This is a genomic window from Pseudofrankia sp. DC12 (genome assembly GCF_000966285.1).
Taxonomy (GTDB): Bacteria; Actinomycetota; Actinomycetes; order Frankiales; family Frankiaceae; genus Pseudofrankia.
Map to the genome: position 1 here is coordinate 5,068,889 of NZ_KQ031391.1, position 15,441 is coordinate 5,084,329.

The window sequence follows — 15,441 nt, forward strand, 5'->3', positions numbered from 1 at the left end:
GGCCGCGGCTCAGATGAGGCTCAGATGAGGCCGATGCCCGCCGCCTCGTTGCGCTGGCGCCACTCGGCGCGGGACATCCTGGTGGTGTCGACGTCGGCGGCGGCGGCGCGCAACGCCCCGACCGTCGCGTCCTGCTTCTTCAGGTGGGTGAACGGGTTCCAGCCGAAGAAGCGGCAGGCGTTCTCCCAGGTGATCTTGCTGATCTCCTCGTCGGTGCAGCCCGCTCCCTGGAACTCCGCCCACGCGTACTCGGGGGCCTCGGGCCAGGTCGTGTCGGTGTGCGGGTAGTCGCACTCCCACGCGATGACGTCCATGCCGATCTCGTGGCGCAGCTTCAGCCCCGCCGGGTCGGTGATGTAGCAGGCGAGGAAGTGCTCGCGGAACACATCCGACGGCAGCTTGTCGCCGAAGCTGTTGTCGATCCACGCCTGGTTCTGGTAGTGCCGGTCGATCCGGTCCAGGTAGAACGGGATCCAGCCGATGCCGCCCTCGGACAGGGCGACCCGCAGCGCCGGGAACCGGCGCAGCGTCGGGCCGAAAAGCAGGTCCTGCGCGGTGAGCATGGTCAGCTGCGACGGGATGACGATGGTGTGGTCGACCGGCGCCTCCGGGGCGAGCCGAACCAGGTCCCACGCGCCGCCGATGTGCAGGCAGAGCACCATGTTCTCGTCGACGAGGGCGGCGAGCATGGGGTCCCAGTGGCCCGACAGGAAGCTCGGCCAGCCCTTCCCGTGCGGGGCCTCGAGGAAGCTGATCGCCCGGCAGCCCTTGGCGGCGAGCCGGCGGACCTCGGCGACGGCCAGGTCTACGTCCCACATCGGGACGATGCCCAGCGGGATGAACCGGCCGGGGTAAGCGGCGCACCACTCGTCGATGTGCCAGTCGTTGTATGCCTGCAGCATGATCAGGGACAGGTCGAGGTCGGCGGCTTCGCTGAATGTCCGCGCGTTGAAGCCGGCCATCGTCGGGAAGCACATCGACGCGAGCACTCCGCCGGCGTTCATGTCCCGAACCCGCTCGTGGACGTCGAAGCAGCCAGGCCGCAGCTCGTTGAACGCGCCGGGGGAGAACCCCCACTCCTCCTTCGGCCAGCCGACGGTCGCCGCCATCCCGAACGGAGTGGAGGTCTTCTGTCCTTGGAATACCCACTCGTCAACGCCCTCGCTGCGGACGACCTTCGGTGCCTGGTCGCGCCACTTGAGAGGCACGTGGTTCTTGTACATGTCGGGCGGCTCGATCATGTGGTCGTCGATGCTGACCATGATCATGTCTTCGAGGTTCATCGGGACTCCTCACCAGAGGACGGACGGTTATGGGGGAGATGGGGGCCGGTCGCGGCTTTCACCGGGCCGGGATGGGCCAGGCCGGCCTCAGACACCGTCGCGCTGGAGCAGGAGCACACCGGACGGGGTGCCGCCGCCTGAGGTGACGACCGCGGTGCGGGCATTCGCGACCTGTCGCTCGCCGGCCTCATGGCGCAGCTGGGTGATGGCCTCGTAGATGAACCCGAACCCGTGGGTGCGGCCCTCGGAGAGCTGGCCGCCGTGCGGGTTGACCGGCAGCTCGCCGTCGAGCGCGATCCGCCGGCCCTTGTCGATCCAGTCCTGGGCCTCGCCGAGCCCGCAGAAACCAAGGCCCTCGAGCCAGGACACGGCGTTGAAGGTGAAGCCGTCGTAGAGCAGGGCGAGGTCGACGTCGGCGGGGCGCAGGCCGCTGCGGCTCCACAGGTGCTGCGCCTGGCTGAGAACCTGCGGTTCGTGCGTGATGACGCCCTGGTCCCACGAGACCCGCTCCCGGATCTGGGTGCCGACGGCCTCGACGCGCACCGCGGGCTTCGGCAGGTCCGGCGCGACGGAGGCGGCGGAGACGACGACGGCGATGGCCGCGTCGCACGGCACGTCGCAGTCGTACAGGCCGAACGGGGAGGAGATCATCCGCGCGGACAGGTAGTCGTCCATCGTGAGCGGGTCGCGGTAGATCGCCGCCGGGTTGCGGCCGGCGTTCGCCCGGCTGTTGACCGCGACCGCCCCGAACAGCTCCCTGGTCGCGCCATAGCGGTGCAGGTACTGGCTCGCGTTCATCCCGATCCAGTTCGCCGCGGACATCGCGCCGAACGGCACCCGCCACGGCATCATCGTCCCCGAGACCCGGCCGCCGCCCCCGCCGAGGCGCAGCGCCTTGTACGTCGACTCCCACACGGTGCGGAAGCACAGCACGTGCCGGCACAGACCTGAGGAGACGGCGAGCATGGCGGCGATGAGCGCGCCGCCGGGGCCTGGCTGCTCGGAGCCGCCCTGAATCCAGGTCGGGTTCAGCCGCAGCGCCTCCTCGACGGCGGTGATGCCGCCCTCGTTCATCCCGGAGGACGTGGCCCCGCCCGGGTAGGTCGCGAGCCCGTCGATGTCGTCGCGGGTCAGCCCCGCGTCGGCGATCGCCTCCAGGCAGGCGTCGATGGTCAGCGACAGCGGGTCGACCATCAGGCGCCGGCCCATCCTCGACCGGCCGATGCCGGACAGGACCGCGTCGTGCTCGAACCGGCGCTCGCTGGCGGGCGGCCGGATCGGGGCGAGCACCGGCTCGCCTACCCGGTCGGTCGGGTCGGTGTTCCCTGTCGGCGCGAACACCGGCAGCCACACGTCCTCGTGCTGCTCGAACCGGACCAGGACCTCCTGGCCGATGCGCACCTCGGCGGGGCCGCAGCCGACAATGTTCGTCGTGAGCCGCACGCCCGCGTCCTCCGCGAGCGCCACGTTCGCGATCACGTACGGCGGTGGCACGTCCGGCAGCCACTGCTGGGCGTTGACGGTGAACCCGACGACGGTCGCCAGCCCGGACACCTCGGTGGGCTCCCAGGCGCGGCTCCCGCAGGCCGGACAGATCGGCGCCGGCGGATGCACGAGCACGCGGCACGCCGAACAGCCCTGAATCCGCAGCTTGCCGTCGGCGCCGGACTTCCAGAACCACTCGTTCATCGGGGTCAGTTCGGGAAGGGGCCGCATTGTCGCTCCTTTGTGTTCGAGACGCGGGCGCCGGGGCTGGGCGCCCGCGCCGCTCTGGGCCGGCCGGGCCGGCCCGACGCGCGCGGCGGCTGCCCGCCGGCGCGCGTCGAGGGGCCGGCGCGGGATCAGGCGACGATGCCGCGGACCTTGAGATCCACGACGGTGTCCCAGCCGAGGCCGAGGTCACCGAGGATCGCGTCGCCGTGCTCGTTGAACTCCGGCGCCCGCTTCGGCGCGGCGGGCTCGTCGCCGAACTGCACCGGGGCGGCGGCGAGGCGGAACGGCGTCCCGGCGGCGGTGTGGCATTCCTGGACGTAGCCGTTGGCCACCGTCTGCGGATCCTCGGCGACCTCGAGGGTGTCCTGGATGACCGTCCACTGGCCGGTGAAGTCGGCGAGCAGGGCCCGCCACTCCGCGACGGTCCGCTCGGCGAACGCGGCGCCCAGGATCTCGACGGCCTCGTCGCAGTTGCGGTTGAGCGACGCGTGGTCGGCGAACCGCGGGTCGGTGACGAGGTCGGCCCGCTCGAGGACCTCGCACAGCGGCGGCCAGTACTTGCCGGCCTGCAGGCAGGTCAGCGCAAGCCAGTGGCCGTCCTTCGTCCGGTAGTTGCGCGCCAGCGGGTTGGTGCCGTTGCGGCCGCCCGGGATCTGGACCCACGGGGTGCCCAGCGCCATCGACATGGCCATGGCCTGGCCCATGGCCCAGATCCCGGTGCCGAGCAGCGAGACGTCGACAGTCGTCACCTCGCCCGTGCGCTCCCGGTGGAACAGGGCACCCATGATGCCGCCCGCGATCGTCATCGCACCGATCGAGTCGCCGTAGCCGGGCGCCGGCGGGGTGGGGACGTGGCCGTACTCGGGCCGGGCCACGGCCATGCCCATGCCGGCCCGGTTCCAGAACGCCAGTGCGTCGTAGGAGCCCTTGTCGGCGTCCGGGCCGCGTTCGCCCTGGCCGGTGCCGCGCACGTAGATGATGTTCGGGTTGTGGGCGCGGATCGTGTCGGTGTCGATCCTGAGCTTCTGCCGAACCCGCGGCAGCTTGTTGGTCAGGAAGACGTCGCAGGTCGCGGCGAGCCGGTAGAGGATGTCGAGGCCCTCGTCGGTGGTGAGGTCGAGGCCCAGGCTCTTCTTCCCCCGGTTCGAGTGCTCCAGCAGGACGTGCACATCCGAGGGCAGGTCGAGGACCCCGGTGGAGGCCAGGCCGCGCATCGCGTCCCCGCGCTCGACATGTTCGATCTTGATGACCTCGGCGCCCCAGTCGGCCAGCAGCGCGGACGCCGCGGGCACGAACGTGTGCTCGGCCACCTCGAGGATGCGCACGCCCTCCATCACGGCGGTCATGCGGGGACCACCTGCAGGACGGCCGAGGCCGTCGAGACCTTCCGGTCCTGGTTCCCCTCGTCGTGCAGGACCACCCGGACCCCGACCCGGCCGTCGGGGCCCCTGTCGGCCTCGGCGTCCGCGCGGAACGGCCCCACCTTCGCCCGGGAGAGGAACATGACGTGCCAGGCCCGCATCTGCAGCCGGTCGGTGCCCATCGCCGCCGCGGCGGCCGAGGCGGCGGCGGTCTCGAGCAGGACATGCTGCGGGCCGATGTGCAGCGCCGCGTCAGGCGAGGCGAGCTCGACCGACAGCGGCGGCAGCGTCCAGTGGCCGTCGTCGCGCAGCACGCAGCCGAACGCGTCCCACAGCGGCGGCAGGTCCGGGCCGTCGACGATCTCCAGCTTGTCCTCGTCCATCTTCTTCAAGCCGCCGGGCGGGACGCCGATCTTGACGCCCTGGCCCTCGGTGTAGGCGATGACCCGGCTGGGGTCGTCCGCGTCGACGATCTTCGCGCGGCTGTAGCCCATCCGGCTGCCGATGTGCAGCACGTCGGAGCCGACCACCTCGATGCGCTTGACGTCCTGCGCGCCGTCGAGGATCTGGCAGGAGTGGATGACGGGGTTCGGGACCGAGACGAGGTCGGAGCCCACGTTGCCGCAGGGCGAGCTGATCGACAGCGGCGCGACGAGCAGGCCGCCGGCCGCGTTGCGCATGTCGCTGCGCAGGGTGACTGTGTTGTCGACCGGCCCGTTGTTCATGGAGGAGTGGCTGCGGCCGATGTAGCGGTAGCTCAGTAGCCCGGTCCAGCGCCGGCGCAGCTCGGCGGCGTAGGCCTCTGCGTCGTCGGTCAGCTCGCGGATGTCGCGCACCATGGTTCAGACCTCCGCCGGCTGCTTGACCAGGCCGGCATTCTCGTAGGCACGTCGCAGCTGGGTCTTTGCCGCCTCCGGCAGGACCGCCTGCGGGGGACGGCCGTGCGGGTAGTCGCCCATGGGCATACCCATGATCGTCGCGACGTATCGGTAGGCCTCGGACCAGTGGGTGAAGTAGCCAGGCCGGCCCGGGAACCTGGTGTACCAGGAGCCCTTCTCGGCGTAGAGCGCGTCGAGGCCGGACTCCTTGCCGTAGGCGAGCGCCTCGACGATCTTCCCCTCCCAGATCAGCGTCCAGTACTCCGTGTACATGCGCTTCTCGGGGGTCTCGAACAGGTAGCCGGCGGTGCCGAGCTGCGCCGCGCCGACGATGCCCTGCTGGAGCATCCCGGCCCGGTAGGCGATCGAGTCGCACTCCCAGATGAACAGCTCCGGCGCGGCCCGGTGGATGGCCGCCGACTCGCCGTAGTGCATCGTGCCCTGCTTGAGCGCGCATACCGCGGGGATCTCGGCGGCGATCTGGCCGATATCCGCCGGGGTGAGCACGTAGCCCGAGGACGGCGAGTTGAACAGGCCCAAGGCGATGTCGGTGCGGTCGGCGATGTAGTGGAAGAACCGCAGCAGGCCTTCGCCGCCGTGGACCTCCATCGGCGGGGTCTGCAGGAAGCAGATGTCGGCGCCGGCCTGCTGGGCGTGCCGGGTCAGCTCGACGGTCTCCTTCGCCGAGTTCGCGATCGTGCAGGCCTGGATGACGGTCGACGGGGCGACGGCCCGGGCCTCTTCGACGGCGACCTCGAGGAGCTTCTTGCGCTCGTCGAGCGTCAGCGCCCACCACTCGGCCAGGCCGCTGGTCAGCCAGAGCATCGGGTGCCCCAGGTCGCCGACGCAGTAGCGCACGAGGGCCCGGTAGGCGTCGTAGTCGATGTCGTCGCCGTCAGGCCCGCTGAACGGGGTGTACAACGAGTCCCCGATCCCGTGCAGGCCGCCGTCGGCCACCCACTCCCGTGCTTGTTGTGCGGAAGGCAAGGTGTGCCCCTTTCGGTTGAAACGATGGCCGCGGTGCGCCGGCCGCTGGCGCGGCGCGCGGGAGCAGCCGGGGTGGCCGGGCCGGTCAGGCGGTGCGGACGGGAAGCCGCGACCAGCCGCGGAACGTCGACGTGGAGACCAGGTGGGCGTTCGCCTCGTCGACCTCCCAGTCGGGGAAGCGCCGCAGCACCTCGTCGAGGGCGACCCGGCCCTCGAGCCGCGCGAGCGCCGCTCCGAGGCAGTAGTGGGCGCCGAGGGCGAACGTGAGGTGCTGGCCGATCGAGCGGTGGATGTCGAAGGTCTCCGGGTCCGGGTCGGGGTAGCGGCGCGGGTCGCGGTTCGCGGAGGCGAGGATCAGCATCATCACGCTGCCCGCCGGCACGGTCTGCCCGTGGACCTCGACGTCCGTCGCGACGTAGCGGCAGGTCTGCAGCGCGGGCGGGTCGAAGCGAAGGATCTCCTCGATCGCGTTCGGGATCAGGGACGGGTCCTGGGCGAGCTCGCGGCGCTGGTCGGGGTGGTCGGCCAGCGTCTTGCCGGTCCACCCGATGAGCCGGCCGGTGGTCTCGTTGCCGGCGGCCGCGAGGATGTTCACGTAGGCGAGGACCTCGTCGCGGGTCAGCCGCCGGGAAACCCCGTGCTCGTCGGTGAACTCCGCGGTCATGAGCTCGGTCATGAGGTCGTCCGAGGGGTGCGCGGCCCGCCAGTCGATGTAGTCGGCGAACATCGCGCCGTCGAGCAGGCCCTCCTCGAACTCCTGAGGCCGCCCGATCTGGCCGCCCAGATACGAGTCGCGCACGCTGGCCTGGTCCTGCTCCGGGATGCCAAGCAGCATCCCGATCACCCGCATCGGCAGCTGCAGCGCGAGGTCCCTGATGAAGTCGAAGCCGCCCGCGCCGACAAGTGGGTCGAGGGTGCGGACGGTGAAGTCGCGGATCTGCGGCTCGAGGGCGGCGATCTTCCTCGGCGTGAAGAGCCGGGCCAGCAGGCTGCGGTGGATCCCGTGCGTCGGCGGGTCCTCGAAGATCACTGTCCCGGGCGGGATGGGCATGTTGGCCCGGATCTGCTCGAGCACGACGCCGCGGCCGGAGATGTAGATGTCGTTGCGCGCGAGCGCCCGCTCGACATCCTCGTGGCGGCTGAGGGCGTAGAAGTCGTACCGTTCGTTGTGATACAGAGGTGTTTCATTACGGAGGCGGCGGAACACCGGGAAGGGGTCGGCGCCGGTCTCGACGTCGTAGGGGTCGTAGTAGACGTCGTTGCTGTTCGTGATCGTCATCGGGAGCCTTCCGGGCTGGCGGGGCTGGACCCCTCCTCGGTTTCATGTCATACTCGCTGCGCGAATATACGTCAAGACCACGCGATCACGCCCCGGCCTTCGGGGCGACCGCGGCATCACAGGAGGCGGCACGTGGCTTACCCGACGACGTTGCCGGCTCCACGACCCGGAGCGACGACATGACGACAGATCTGCGGGGCGTCCCGATCTTCGACGCGGACAATCACCTGTACGAGACCAGGGAGGCGCTCACCAAGTTCCTGCCCGACCGCTACAAGGGCGCGATCGACTACGTCGACGTCCGCGGCCGCACGAAGATCATGGTCCGGGGGAAGGTCTCGGAGTACATCCCCAACCCGACCTTCGACGTCGTCGCCCGGCCCGGCGCCCAGGAGGACTACTACCGGAAGGGCAACCCGGAGGGGAAAAGCCGCCGGGAGATCTTCGGCAAGCCGGTCCGCGCTATTCCGGCCTGGCGTGAGCCGGCGCCGCGCCTCGAGCTCATGGACGAGCAGGGCATCGACCGGACCCTGCTGTTCCCGACGCTGGCAAGCCTCGTCGAGGAACGCATGAAGGACGACCTGAACCTCACCCACGCGGCGGTCCATGCGCTCAACCAGTGGATGCTCGAGACCTGGACCTTCAACTACGCCGACCGCATCTTCCCCACCCCGGTCATCACGCTGCCGATCGTCGACAAGGCGATCGAGGAGCTCGACTGGGTCGTCGCGAACGGCGCGAAGGTCGTCCTCATCCGGCCAGCGCCCGTGCCCGCGGCGGTCGGCTCCCGCTCGTTCGCCTTTCCCGAGTTCGACCCCTTCTGGGCCAGGGTCGTCGAACACGACGTCCTCGTCGCCATGCACGCGTCCGACTCCGGCTACAACCTCTATGCCAACGCGTGGATGGGCAACAACCAGGAGATGCTGCCGTTCCAGCCGCAGGCCTTCCGGATGCTCCACCAGTCACGCGCGATCGAGGACGCGGTCTCGGCCTTCATCTGCCACGGTGCGCTGTCGCGCTTCCCGGCGCTGCGGGTCGCCGTCATCGAGAACGGCGGCACCTGGGCTGCCCCGCTGCTGAAGAAGCTCGCCGATCTCTACAAGAAGATGCCGCAGGACTTCCTTGAGGACCCGGTGGCGGTCTTCAAGCGCCAGATCCACATCAGCCCCTTCTGGGAAGAGGACATGGGGGCGCTCACGCAGCTGATCGGCGAGGACAACGTCCTGTTCGGCTCCGACTACCCGCACCCCGAGGGCCTCGCCCACCCGCCGTCCTACGTCGAGGAGATCCACGGCGTCTCCGACGAGGTCGTCCGCAAGATCATGGGTGGCAACCTGGCGCGCCTGATGCGCGTGCCGGACAGCGTCGTGCGCTGATCCTCGGGGACGCCGGGGGCGTCCCCGAGGATCACGCGCGTTCCGGCCGGCACGCGGGCGGGAGGTCCCGCGGGCCGGCCGCTGGGCCTCGGCCGAGGCCCGCGGACCCCAGGGCGCGGCGGCTGTTAGTCCGGGCTGGGCCCGGCCACCAACCACAGGAGCGAGCAGGCAGATGCTGGTGGAGTTGAGCCCGGACCAGGAGTTCTTCCGGGAGACGACCGCGAAGTTCCTCCAGGAGCAGGTTCCCGCGGAGGCGGTGCGGCGGCTGCGCGACGACCCCGCCGGCCACGACGGCGAGTACTGGAAGCGCGGCGCCGATCTGGGCTGGACGTCGTTGCTGGTCAGCGAGGAGGCCGGTGGCGGCAGCATCAGCGGGAAGGGCGTCGTCGACCTGTCGCTGATCGCGTACGAGTTCGGCCGGCACGCCGCGCCGGGGCCGCTTGTCCCGGCGAACGTCGTCGCCGCGGCGCTGAGCGAGGCCGGCGGCGCGGACCGCGCAGACGTCATCGGCGAGCTGCTGTCCGGCGCGGCGGTCGCAACGTGGTGCCTCGGCGAGCCGCCGCCGCACAGCCGGCTCGGGGACATCGCGCTCGAGATCCGCGCCGACGGCGGCGACGTTGTGCTGAACGGCGTCAAGCGTCCCGTCGAGGCCGGGGGCCAGGCGAAGTACCTGCTGGTGACCGGCCGGACCGGCAGCGGGCTGACTCAGGTGCTGGTGCCCGCCGACGCGGCCGGGGTGTCGATCGCCCCGATGCGCACCGTGGACCTGACCCGTCGGTTCGCCACCGTGACCTTCGACGGCGTTCGCCTGCCGGCCGACGCCGTCCTCGGCGAGATCGGCGCGGCCGACAGCCAGGTGGAACGCCAGCTCCAGCTTGCTCTGACCATCCTGTGCGCGGAGGCCGTCGGCGCGATGCAGACCGGCTTTGACAGCGCTGTCGCCTGGGCCTTCGACCGCTACAGCTTCGGTCGGCCGCTGGCCTCGTACCAGGCCCTCAAACACCGCTACGCCGACATGAAGGTCTGGCTGGAAACAGCCCACGCCCTCAGCGACGCGGCCGCGGCCGCCGTCCAGGACCAGGCCGGCGACGCGGCGGAGCTCGTCAGCATCGCCAAGGCGTTCATCGGCCACTACGGCGGCGAGCTGCTGCAGGAGTGCGTGCAGCTGCACGGCGGGATCGGGCTGACCTTCGAGCACGATCTGCACCTGTTCCTCCGGCGCACCGCGCTGAACCGGATGCTCCTCGGCACCCCCGCCGAGCACCGCGCGCGGATCGCCGGCCTTGTCGAACTGCGTGAGGGAGCGGCATGACCGGCGCCGGCGGCGAGGAGATCGAGGGCATCGAGAGCTTCCGGCTGCGGGCGCGGGCCTGGATCCGGGGCAGCCTCGAGCCGTTCTCCGCCGAGAAGGCGATGGGGCTGCGCAGCGTCCCGGCGGGCGAGGAGCTCGCCGCCGTCGAGTACGACCGGCAGCTGCAGCGGAAGTTCTTCGACGCCGGGTTCGCCGGGATCTGCATCCCCCGCGAGTACGGCGGCCAGGGGCTCACCCCGGCGCACCAGCACGCCTTCAACGAGGAGCTCGCCGGCTACGAGTGCCCGACCCGGTTCCAGATTCCGACGATGGCGCCCTGCGCGGCAGTGCTGCTGGATTTCGGCACCGAGGAGCAGAAGCGCCGCCACCTCCCCGCCATCCTCAAGGGCGAGGAGATCTGGATGCAGTTCCTCTCCGAGCCCTCCGGTGGCTCGGACCTCGCCGGCGCGCTCACCTCCGCCGTGCGCCAGGGTGACGACTGGGTGCTCAACGGTTCGAAGATCTGGACGACGGGCGCATGGTGGTCCGACTGGGCGCTCTGCCTGGCCCGGACCAACTGGGACGTACCGAAGCATCGCGGGCTCACGGTCTTCCTCCTGCCGATCCGCCAGCCGGGCATCGAGGTCAGCCAGATCGAGATGCTCAACGGCGGCAAGGACTTCTGCCAGGAGTACCTCACCGACGTCATTGTTCCCGACAGCGACCGCGTCGGCGACATCGACGGCGGCTGGTCGGTGTGTACCCGCTGGATGTACCACGAGCGGACGATCTTCGAGTCGGCCTATGTCACCCACCCGGCGGGCTCCCCCCGCGGCGGCACCGTCTCCACCCCGCTGCAGGTCGCCCGCGACGTCGGCCGGCTCGACGACCCACTGGCCCGAGACCTCATCGGCGAGGCACGGATGCTCGAGGTAGCAGTCCGGGAACTGTCCCGACGGGTCGGCGCTGGCATGAGGAGCCGCCGGATGTCCGATCAGTCGGCCGCGGTGAGCCGGCTGTTCGGCGGCATCGCCCGAGCCCGTACGGCCACCATCAGGTCCGAGATCGCGGGTGCCGTCGCGGCGGCCTGGTCCGACGACGACCGAGCCGCGGCCGACACCGGCCTCGCCTACCTCATGCGCCAGACCTCATGCATCGGCGGCGGCACCACCGAGATGGCCCGCAACGTGGTCGCCGAACGGGTGCTCGGCATGCCGCGGGAACGCACGCTCGACCGCGACGTCGCCTTCCGGGACGTGCCCCGCAGCGCATCCCGCGGCTCGTGACCACAGGCCGGCCTCAGGCCACCCCCACGCCCTACGAGAGGGAGCAGCCGATGGCTGACACCGCGACGACCCGGCACGAGGCCCGGATGCTGATCGACGGCAAGCTCATCGACGGCGAGAACGGCACGTTCACCAACGTCAACCCAGCCACGGAGGAGGTGCTCGGCGAGGTCGCGGACGCCTCCCGCGCCGATATGCACCGGGCCATCGATGCTGCCCGCCGGGCCTTCGACGACACCGACTGGTCGATGAACCGCGCATTCCGCAAGCGCTGTCTTGAGCAGTTGCAGGCGGCGCTGGAAGCCGAGCGGGAGGAGCTGCGCGAGGAGCTGATCTCCGAGGTCGGATGTCCGCGGTCACTGACGCACGGGCCGCAGCTGGACGCCCCCCTGTCCAACGCCCTGTCCTACCCGGCGAGGCTGATCGACGAGTTCCCCTGGGAGATCGACCTCGGCGACGCGATCGTCGAGGTTACCCATCAGCGGGCCTGGCGGCAGGTCTGGCACGAGCCGGTCGGGGTGGTCGGCGCGATCGTGCCCTGGAACTTCCCGTTCGAGGTGACGCTGAACAAGCTCGGCCAGGCCCTGGCCACCGGGAACACGGTCGTGGTGAAGCCGGCACCGGACACGCCGTTCAACGCGACACGGCTCGGGCGCCTGATTCTCGAACGCACGGACATCCCGCCTGGCGTCGTCAACTTCGTGACAGCGTCCGACCACCTTGTCGGCGAGGAGCTCACACTCTCACCGAAGGTGGACCTGATCTCCTTCACCGGCTCAACTGCCGTCGGGAAGCGAATCATGGAAAAGGGCGCCGCGACGATGAAGCGCCTGTTCCTGGAGCTCGGCGGCAAGTCGGCGACCATCGTGCTGGAGGATGCCGACCTCGCGGTGGCCTGCCGCAGCGGCATCGGCCCCTGCGTGCACGCCGGCCAGGGCTGCGCCATCCCCACCCGGATGCTGCTGCCTCGATCGCGTTACGCCGAGGGCGTCGCGATACTCAGGAACATGTACGAGAACATCGTGCCCGGTGATCCGCAGGACATCAGCTCCCTGTGCGGTCCGGTGATTTCGGCCAAGCAGCGCGAGCGGGTGGTCGGCTACATCCAGAAGGGCATCGACGAGGGCGCGACACTGCTGGTCGGAGGAACCAGCCCGCCGGCGGGCCGCGACAAGGGCTTCTACGTCAGCCCCACCCTGTTCGTCGACGTCGACAATGCGATGACGATCGCCCAGGAGGAGATCTTCGGCCCGGTGCTCGTCGTAATCCCGTTCGATGACGAGGACGATGCGGTCCGCATCGCGAACGACAGCGTCTACGGCCTTGCCGGGAACGTGATCTCCGGCTCGGTGGAGCACTCGTTGGCGGTCGCCCGCCGGGTGCGGACCGGCAGCATCGGCGTGAACGGTGCCGCCGCCTACGGGTCCGATCTGCCCTTCGGCGGCTACAAGGCCAGCGGCATCGGCCGTCAGAATGGCCACGCCGGGTTCCGGCAGTATCTGGAGACCAAGTCGGTCGCGCACCCGGGATACTGAGCCGCCGAGGCGGCACTGCGACACCGGGGCGACGCTGAGATGACACTGCGACGCCGCTGAGATGGTGCCGTCCGAGGGTTTTCCTGGCAGTGGCCGGCCCCATGAAGAACAGCTCCAACAGCATGCGCCGCGCCGAGCGTCCCGGTCCGTTGCCCGGTGGGGTCCGGGCGCCGAGCCGGCCTCGCCGAGGCGCCCGCCGGGCCCGGGGCCGCCGGATCAGCTCAGCCGAGTGCGGTTCCGCCATTTCGCTTCCATGACCGCCCCCCCGGGGCCGTACCGCGTAGGAGTGCCGACCGTGTCGCAGTCGATCCCGTTTGTCGAGTACCTGGTTCTCGGCGACAGCCCGCACCTCGTCGCGAACGAGTGTGCCCGCTGCGGGGCCCGGTTCTTCGACCGCCGCAATGCCTGCGCGGCCTGCTTCGGCACCGGGTTCCGCAAGGTCGGCGTCGCCACCGAGGGCGAGGTCCGGGCCTTCACGATCGTCTCGCTGGCCGCGCCGGGGATCCCGGTCCCGTTCGTCTCCGCGACCGTCGACTGTGGTGGTACCACCGTCCGCGCGAACCTGATCAACGTCGAGCCGACGCCCGAGGCGGTGCACGTCGGGATGAAGGTCCGTTTCGCGCTGCAGTCGGTCGGTACCGACGAGGCCGGCACCGAGGCCGTCAGCTTCGGCTTCGAGCCACAGCGCTGAGCCCTGGCCACCGGCCCGGGCGGCCACGCCCCGGCGCCGGGGCGTGCGGCGCCCCACAGACTTTCAACTCGACATGAGAAGCGGAGCGGCGGAGATGGCCAGCGACGACGTCTGGATCCTCGGCATCAGCATGACCAAGTTCGGCAAGCACCCCGACAAGGACGTGATCGACCTCGCGGCCGAGGCGACGATGGGGGCGCTTGGTGATGCCGGTGTCACCATGCGCGAGATGGGGGTCATGGCGTTCGGCTCGCTGCTCGGCCGGGTCGCCGGCCAGAGCCTGCAGAAGCAGATCGGCCAGACCGGGATCCCGGTCTACAACGTTTCGAACGCCTGCGCGACCGGCGCTACCGCGATCCGGGTCGTCAGCATGGCGATCAAGGCCGGGGAGGTCGACTACGGCATCGCGGTCGGCGTCGAGAAGCTCTCCGGTGCTGGCCTGCTCACCGGGGGCAGCCGTGGTGGCGACTCCCAGACGTGGCAGCCGTCGGGCCGGTTCGGCGCCGTCGGGCCGATCGACGGCCGGATCGGTACCGAGACGATGCCGGGCGTGTTCGCCCAGATCGGCCTGGAGTACGGGCACAAGTACGGCGGCACGTCCTTCGAGCTGTTCGCGAAGATCTCCGAGAAGAACCACGCGCACTCGACGCTGAACCCGCTGGCGTCCTACCAGAAGCGGTTCACTCTCGACCAGATCATGAACGATGTCATGATCGCCTACCCGAACACGCGGCCGATGTGCTCGGCGAACTGCGATGGCGCGGCGGCGGCCGTCCTCGTGTCCGGCGCGAAGCTGAGGACGCTCTCGCTGGAGCAGCAGCGGCGCGCGGTGAAGATCTCGGCGTCGGTCCTGACGACGGACCCGTACGAGGAGGCCTGCCAGGTCCTGCCGAACATCAACACGCTGACCCGGCAGGCGGCGGCCCAGGCCTACGAGCAGGCCGGTATCGGCCCGGGCGAGCTCGACCTCGTCGAGCTGCACGACTGTTTCGCCACCGCCGAGCTGGTGCACTACGACAACCTGATGCTGTGCGAGCAGGGCGGCGCGGTCGACTTCTTCAACTCGGGGGCGACCTGGCGCGACGGCAGGGCGCCCGTCAACGTCTCCGGCGGCCTGGAGTCGAAGGGCCACCCGATCGCGGCCACCGGGATCGCCAACGTCTGGGAGATCGCGACCCACCTGCGCGGCGAGGCCGGCGGCCGCCAGCTGCCGAACGCCAAGGTGGGCCTAGCCCACGTGATCGGCCTCGGGAACGCCTGCGGCGTCCACATCCTCGAGCGTGCCGCCGCCTGACCCCACGCACCCACGGCCGGCCGGAGTGCGCCCGCCGGCCGGGCTCCGGCCCGGCCGGCAGGCCCGGGACCTTCCGGAGGCCCGGCCAGGCGGCGCCTGCGGGCCGGCTCGTCGACAGATGTCATTGACAGTCGTCAGTCGAAAATGGTACATATCTACCCATGGTGCGGGTGCCGGAGAAGTCGCCCGGGCGTGAGGCGCAGCGGCTCGAGACGCGACAGCGCGTGTTCGATGCCGCGATAGCGGAGTTCAGGCGTTTGGGTATGGGCTACGCGGATATCGGCGCGATTGTCGCCGCCGCGGGCGTGGCGCGAAGCACGTTCTACTTCCACTTCCCGACGAAGGAACACGTCCTCGCGGCGCTGGAGCGCGGCGAGCAGGAGCAACTGGCTGCGGAGCTTGCCCAGTTCCTTGCCTCGCCTCGCCAGCTGCCGGATCTCCTGGGCGAGGTCGTCCGCCTGGTGACG

13 protein-coding genes are annotated in these 15,441 nt (G+C 70.4%); 7 read left to right on the plus strand and 6 right to left on the minus strand.

Features of this window, described 5'->3' with window-relative positions:
- Window positions 1-20: 20 nt before the first annotated feature.
- The 6 genes from FRADC12_RS20310 to FRADC12_RS20335 all read right to left on the minus strand — a co-directional run bounded on the left by FRADC12_RS20310 (window position 21) and on the right by FRADC12_RS20335 (window position 7,501).
- Window positions 21-1,283 carry an amidohydrolase family protein gene (locus tag FRADC12_RS20310; protein ID WP_045877823.1) on the minus strand — a complete coding sequence of 421 codons (1,263 nt, stop codon included), beginning with the start codon at window positions 1,281-1,283 and terminating at the stop codon, window positions 21-23.
- Window positions 1,284-1,370: 87 nt separating this feature from the next.
- Entirely contained in the window at window positions 1,371-2,999 is a 1,629-nt protein-coding gene (locus FRADC12_RS20315; protein ID WP_045877824.1) for a thiolase C-terminal domain-containing protein, read from the minus strand.
- Window positions 3,000-3,124: 125 nt separating this feature from the next.
- The gene (locus FRADC12_RS20320; RefSeq protein ID WP_045877825.1) at window positions 3,125-4,342 is read right to left on the minus strand and encodes a CaiB/BaiF CoA transferase family protein; all 1,218 of its coding nucleotides are present in this window, start codon (window positions 4,340-4,342) and stop codon (window positions 3,125-3,127) included.
- Entirely contained in the window at window positions 4,339-5,196 is an 858-nt protein-coding gene (locus tag FRADC12_RS20325) for a hypothetical protein (protein ID WP_045877826.1), read from the minus strand. Before FRADC12_RS20325 ends, FRADC12_RS20320 begins: the two co-directional genes overlap by 4 nt.
- Before the next feature lie 3 nt (window positions 5,197-5,199).
- Window positions 5,200-6,222 carry a dihydrodipicolinate synthase family protein gene (locus tag FRADC12_RS20330; RefSeq protein WP_045877827.1) on the minus strand — a complete coding sequence of 341 codons (1,023 nt, stop codon included), beginning with the start codon at window positions 6,220-6,222 and terminating at the stop codon, window positions 5,200-5,202.
- 85 nt (window positions 6,223-6,307) lie between these two features.
- Entirely contained in the window at window positions 6,308-7,501 is a 1,194-nt protein-coding gene (locus tag FRADC12_RS20335) for a cytochrome P450 (RefSeq protein ID WP_045877828.1), read from the minus strand.
- Between the two features lie 179 nt (window positions 7,502-7,680).
- Between FRADC12_RS20335 and FRADC12_RS20340 the strand changes: the two genes are divergently transcribed.
- From FRADC12_RS20340 to FRADC12_RS20370, 7 genes are all read left to right on the plus strand, one after another.
- The gene (locus tag FRADC12_RS20340; protein ID WP_045877829.1) at window positions 7,681-8,877 is read left to right on the plus strand and encodes an amidohydrolase family protein; all 1,197 of its coding nucleotides are present in this window, start codon (window positions 7,681-7,683) and stop codon (window positions 8,875-8,877) included.
- A 172-nt stretch (window positions 8,878-9,049) separates the two neighbouring features.
- Window positions 9,050-10,189, plus strand: a complete 1,140-nt coding sequence (locus FRADC12_RS20345; RefSeq protein WP_045877830.1) for an acyl-CoA dehydrogenase family protein — start codon at window positions 9,050-9,052, stop codon at window positions 10,187-10,189.
- Window positions 10,186-11,454, plus strand: a complete 1,269-nt coding sequence (locus FRADC12_RS20350; RefSeq protein ID WP_045877831.1) for an acyl-CoA dehydrogenase family protein — start codon at window positions 10,186-10,188, stop codon at window positions 11,452-11,454. Before FRADC12_RS20345 ends, FRADC12_RS20350 begins: the two co-directional genes overlap by 4 nt.
- Window positions 11,455-11,504: 50 nt before the next feature.
- Window positions 11,505-12,989, plus strand: a complete 1,485-nt coding sequence (locus tag FRADC12_RS20355; RefSeq protein WP_045877832.1) for an aldehyde dehydrogenase family protein — start codon at window positions 11,505-11,507, stop codon at window positions 12,987-12,989.
- A 295-nt stretch (window positions 12,990-13,284) separates the two neighbouring features.
- A complete protein-coding gene (locus tag FRADC12_RS20360; RefSeq protein ID WP_045879933.1) occupies window positions 13,285-13,680 on the plus strand; it encodes a Zn-ribbon domain-containing OB-fold protein in 396 nt (131 codons plus the stop codon).
- A gap of 94 nt (window positions 13,681-13,774) precedes the next feature.
- Window positions 13,775-14,974 carry a thiolase family protein gene (locus FRADC12_RS20365; RefSeq protein ID WP_045877833.1) on the plus strand — a complete coding sequence of 400 codons (1,200 nt, stop codon included), beginning with the start codon at window positions 13,775-13,777 and terminating at the stop codon, window positions 14,972-14,974.
- A 161-nt stretch (window positions 14,975-15,135) separates the two neighbouring features.
- Window positions 15,136-15,441: TetR family transcriptional regulator (locus tag FRADC12_RS20370; protein WP_157489154.1), on the plus strand; the 306-nt coding region annotated here is incomplete at its 3' end.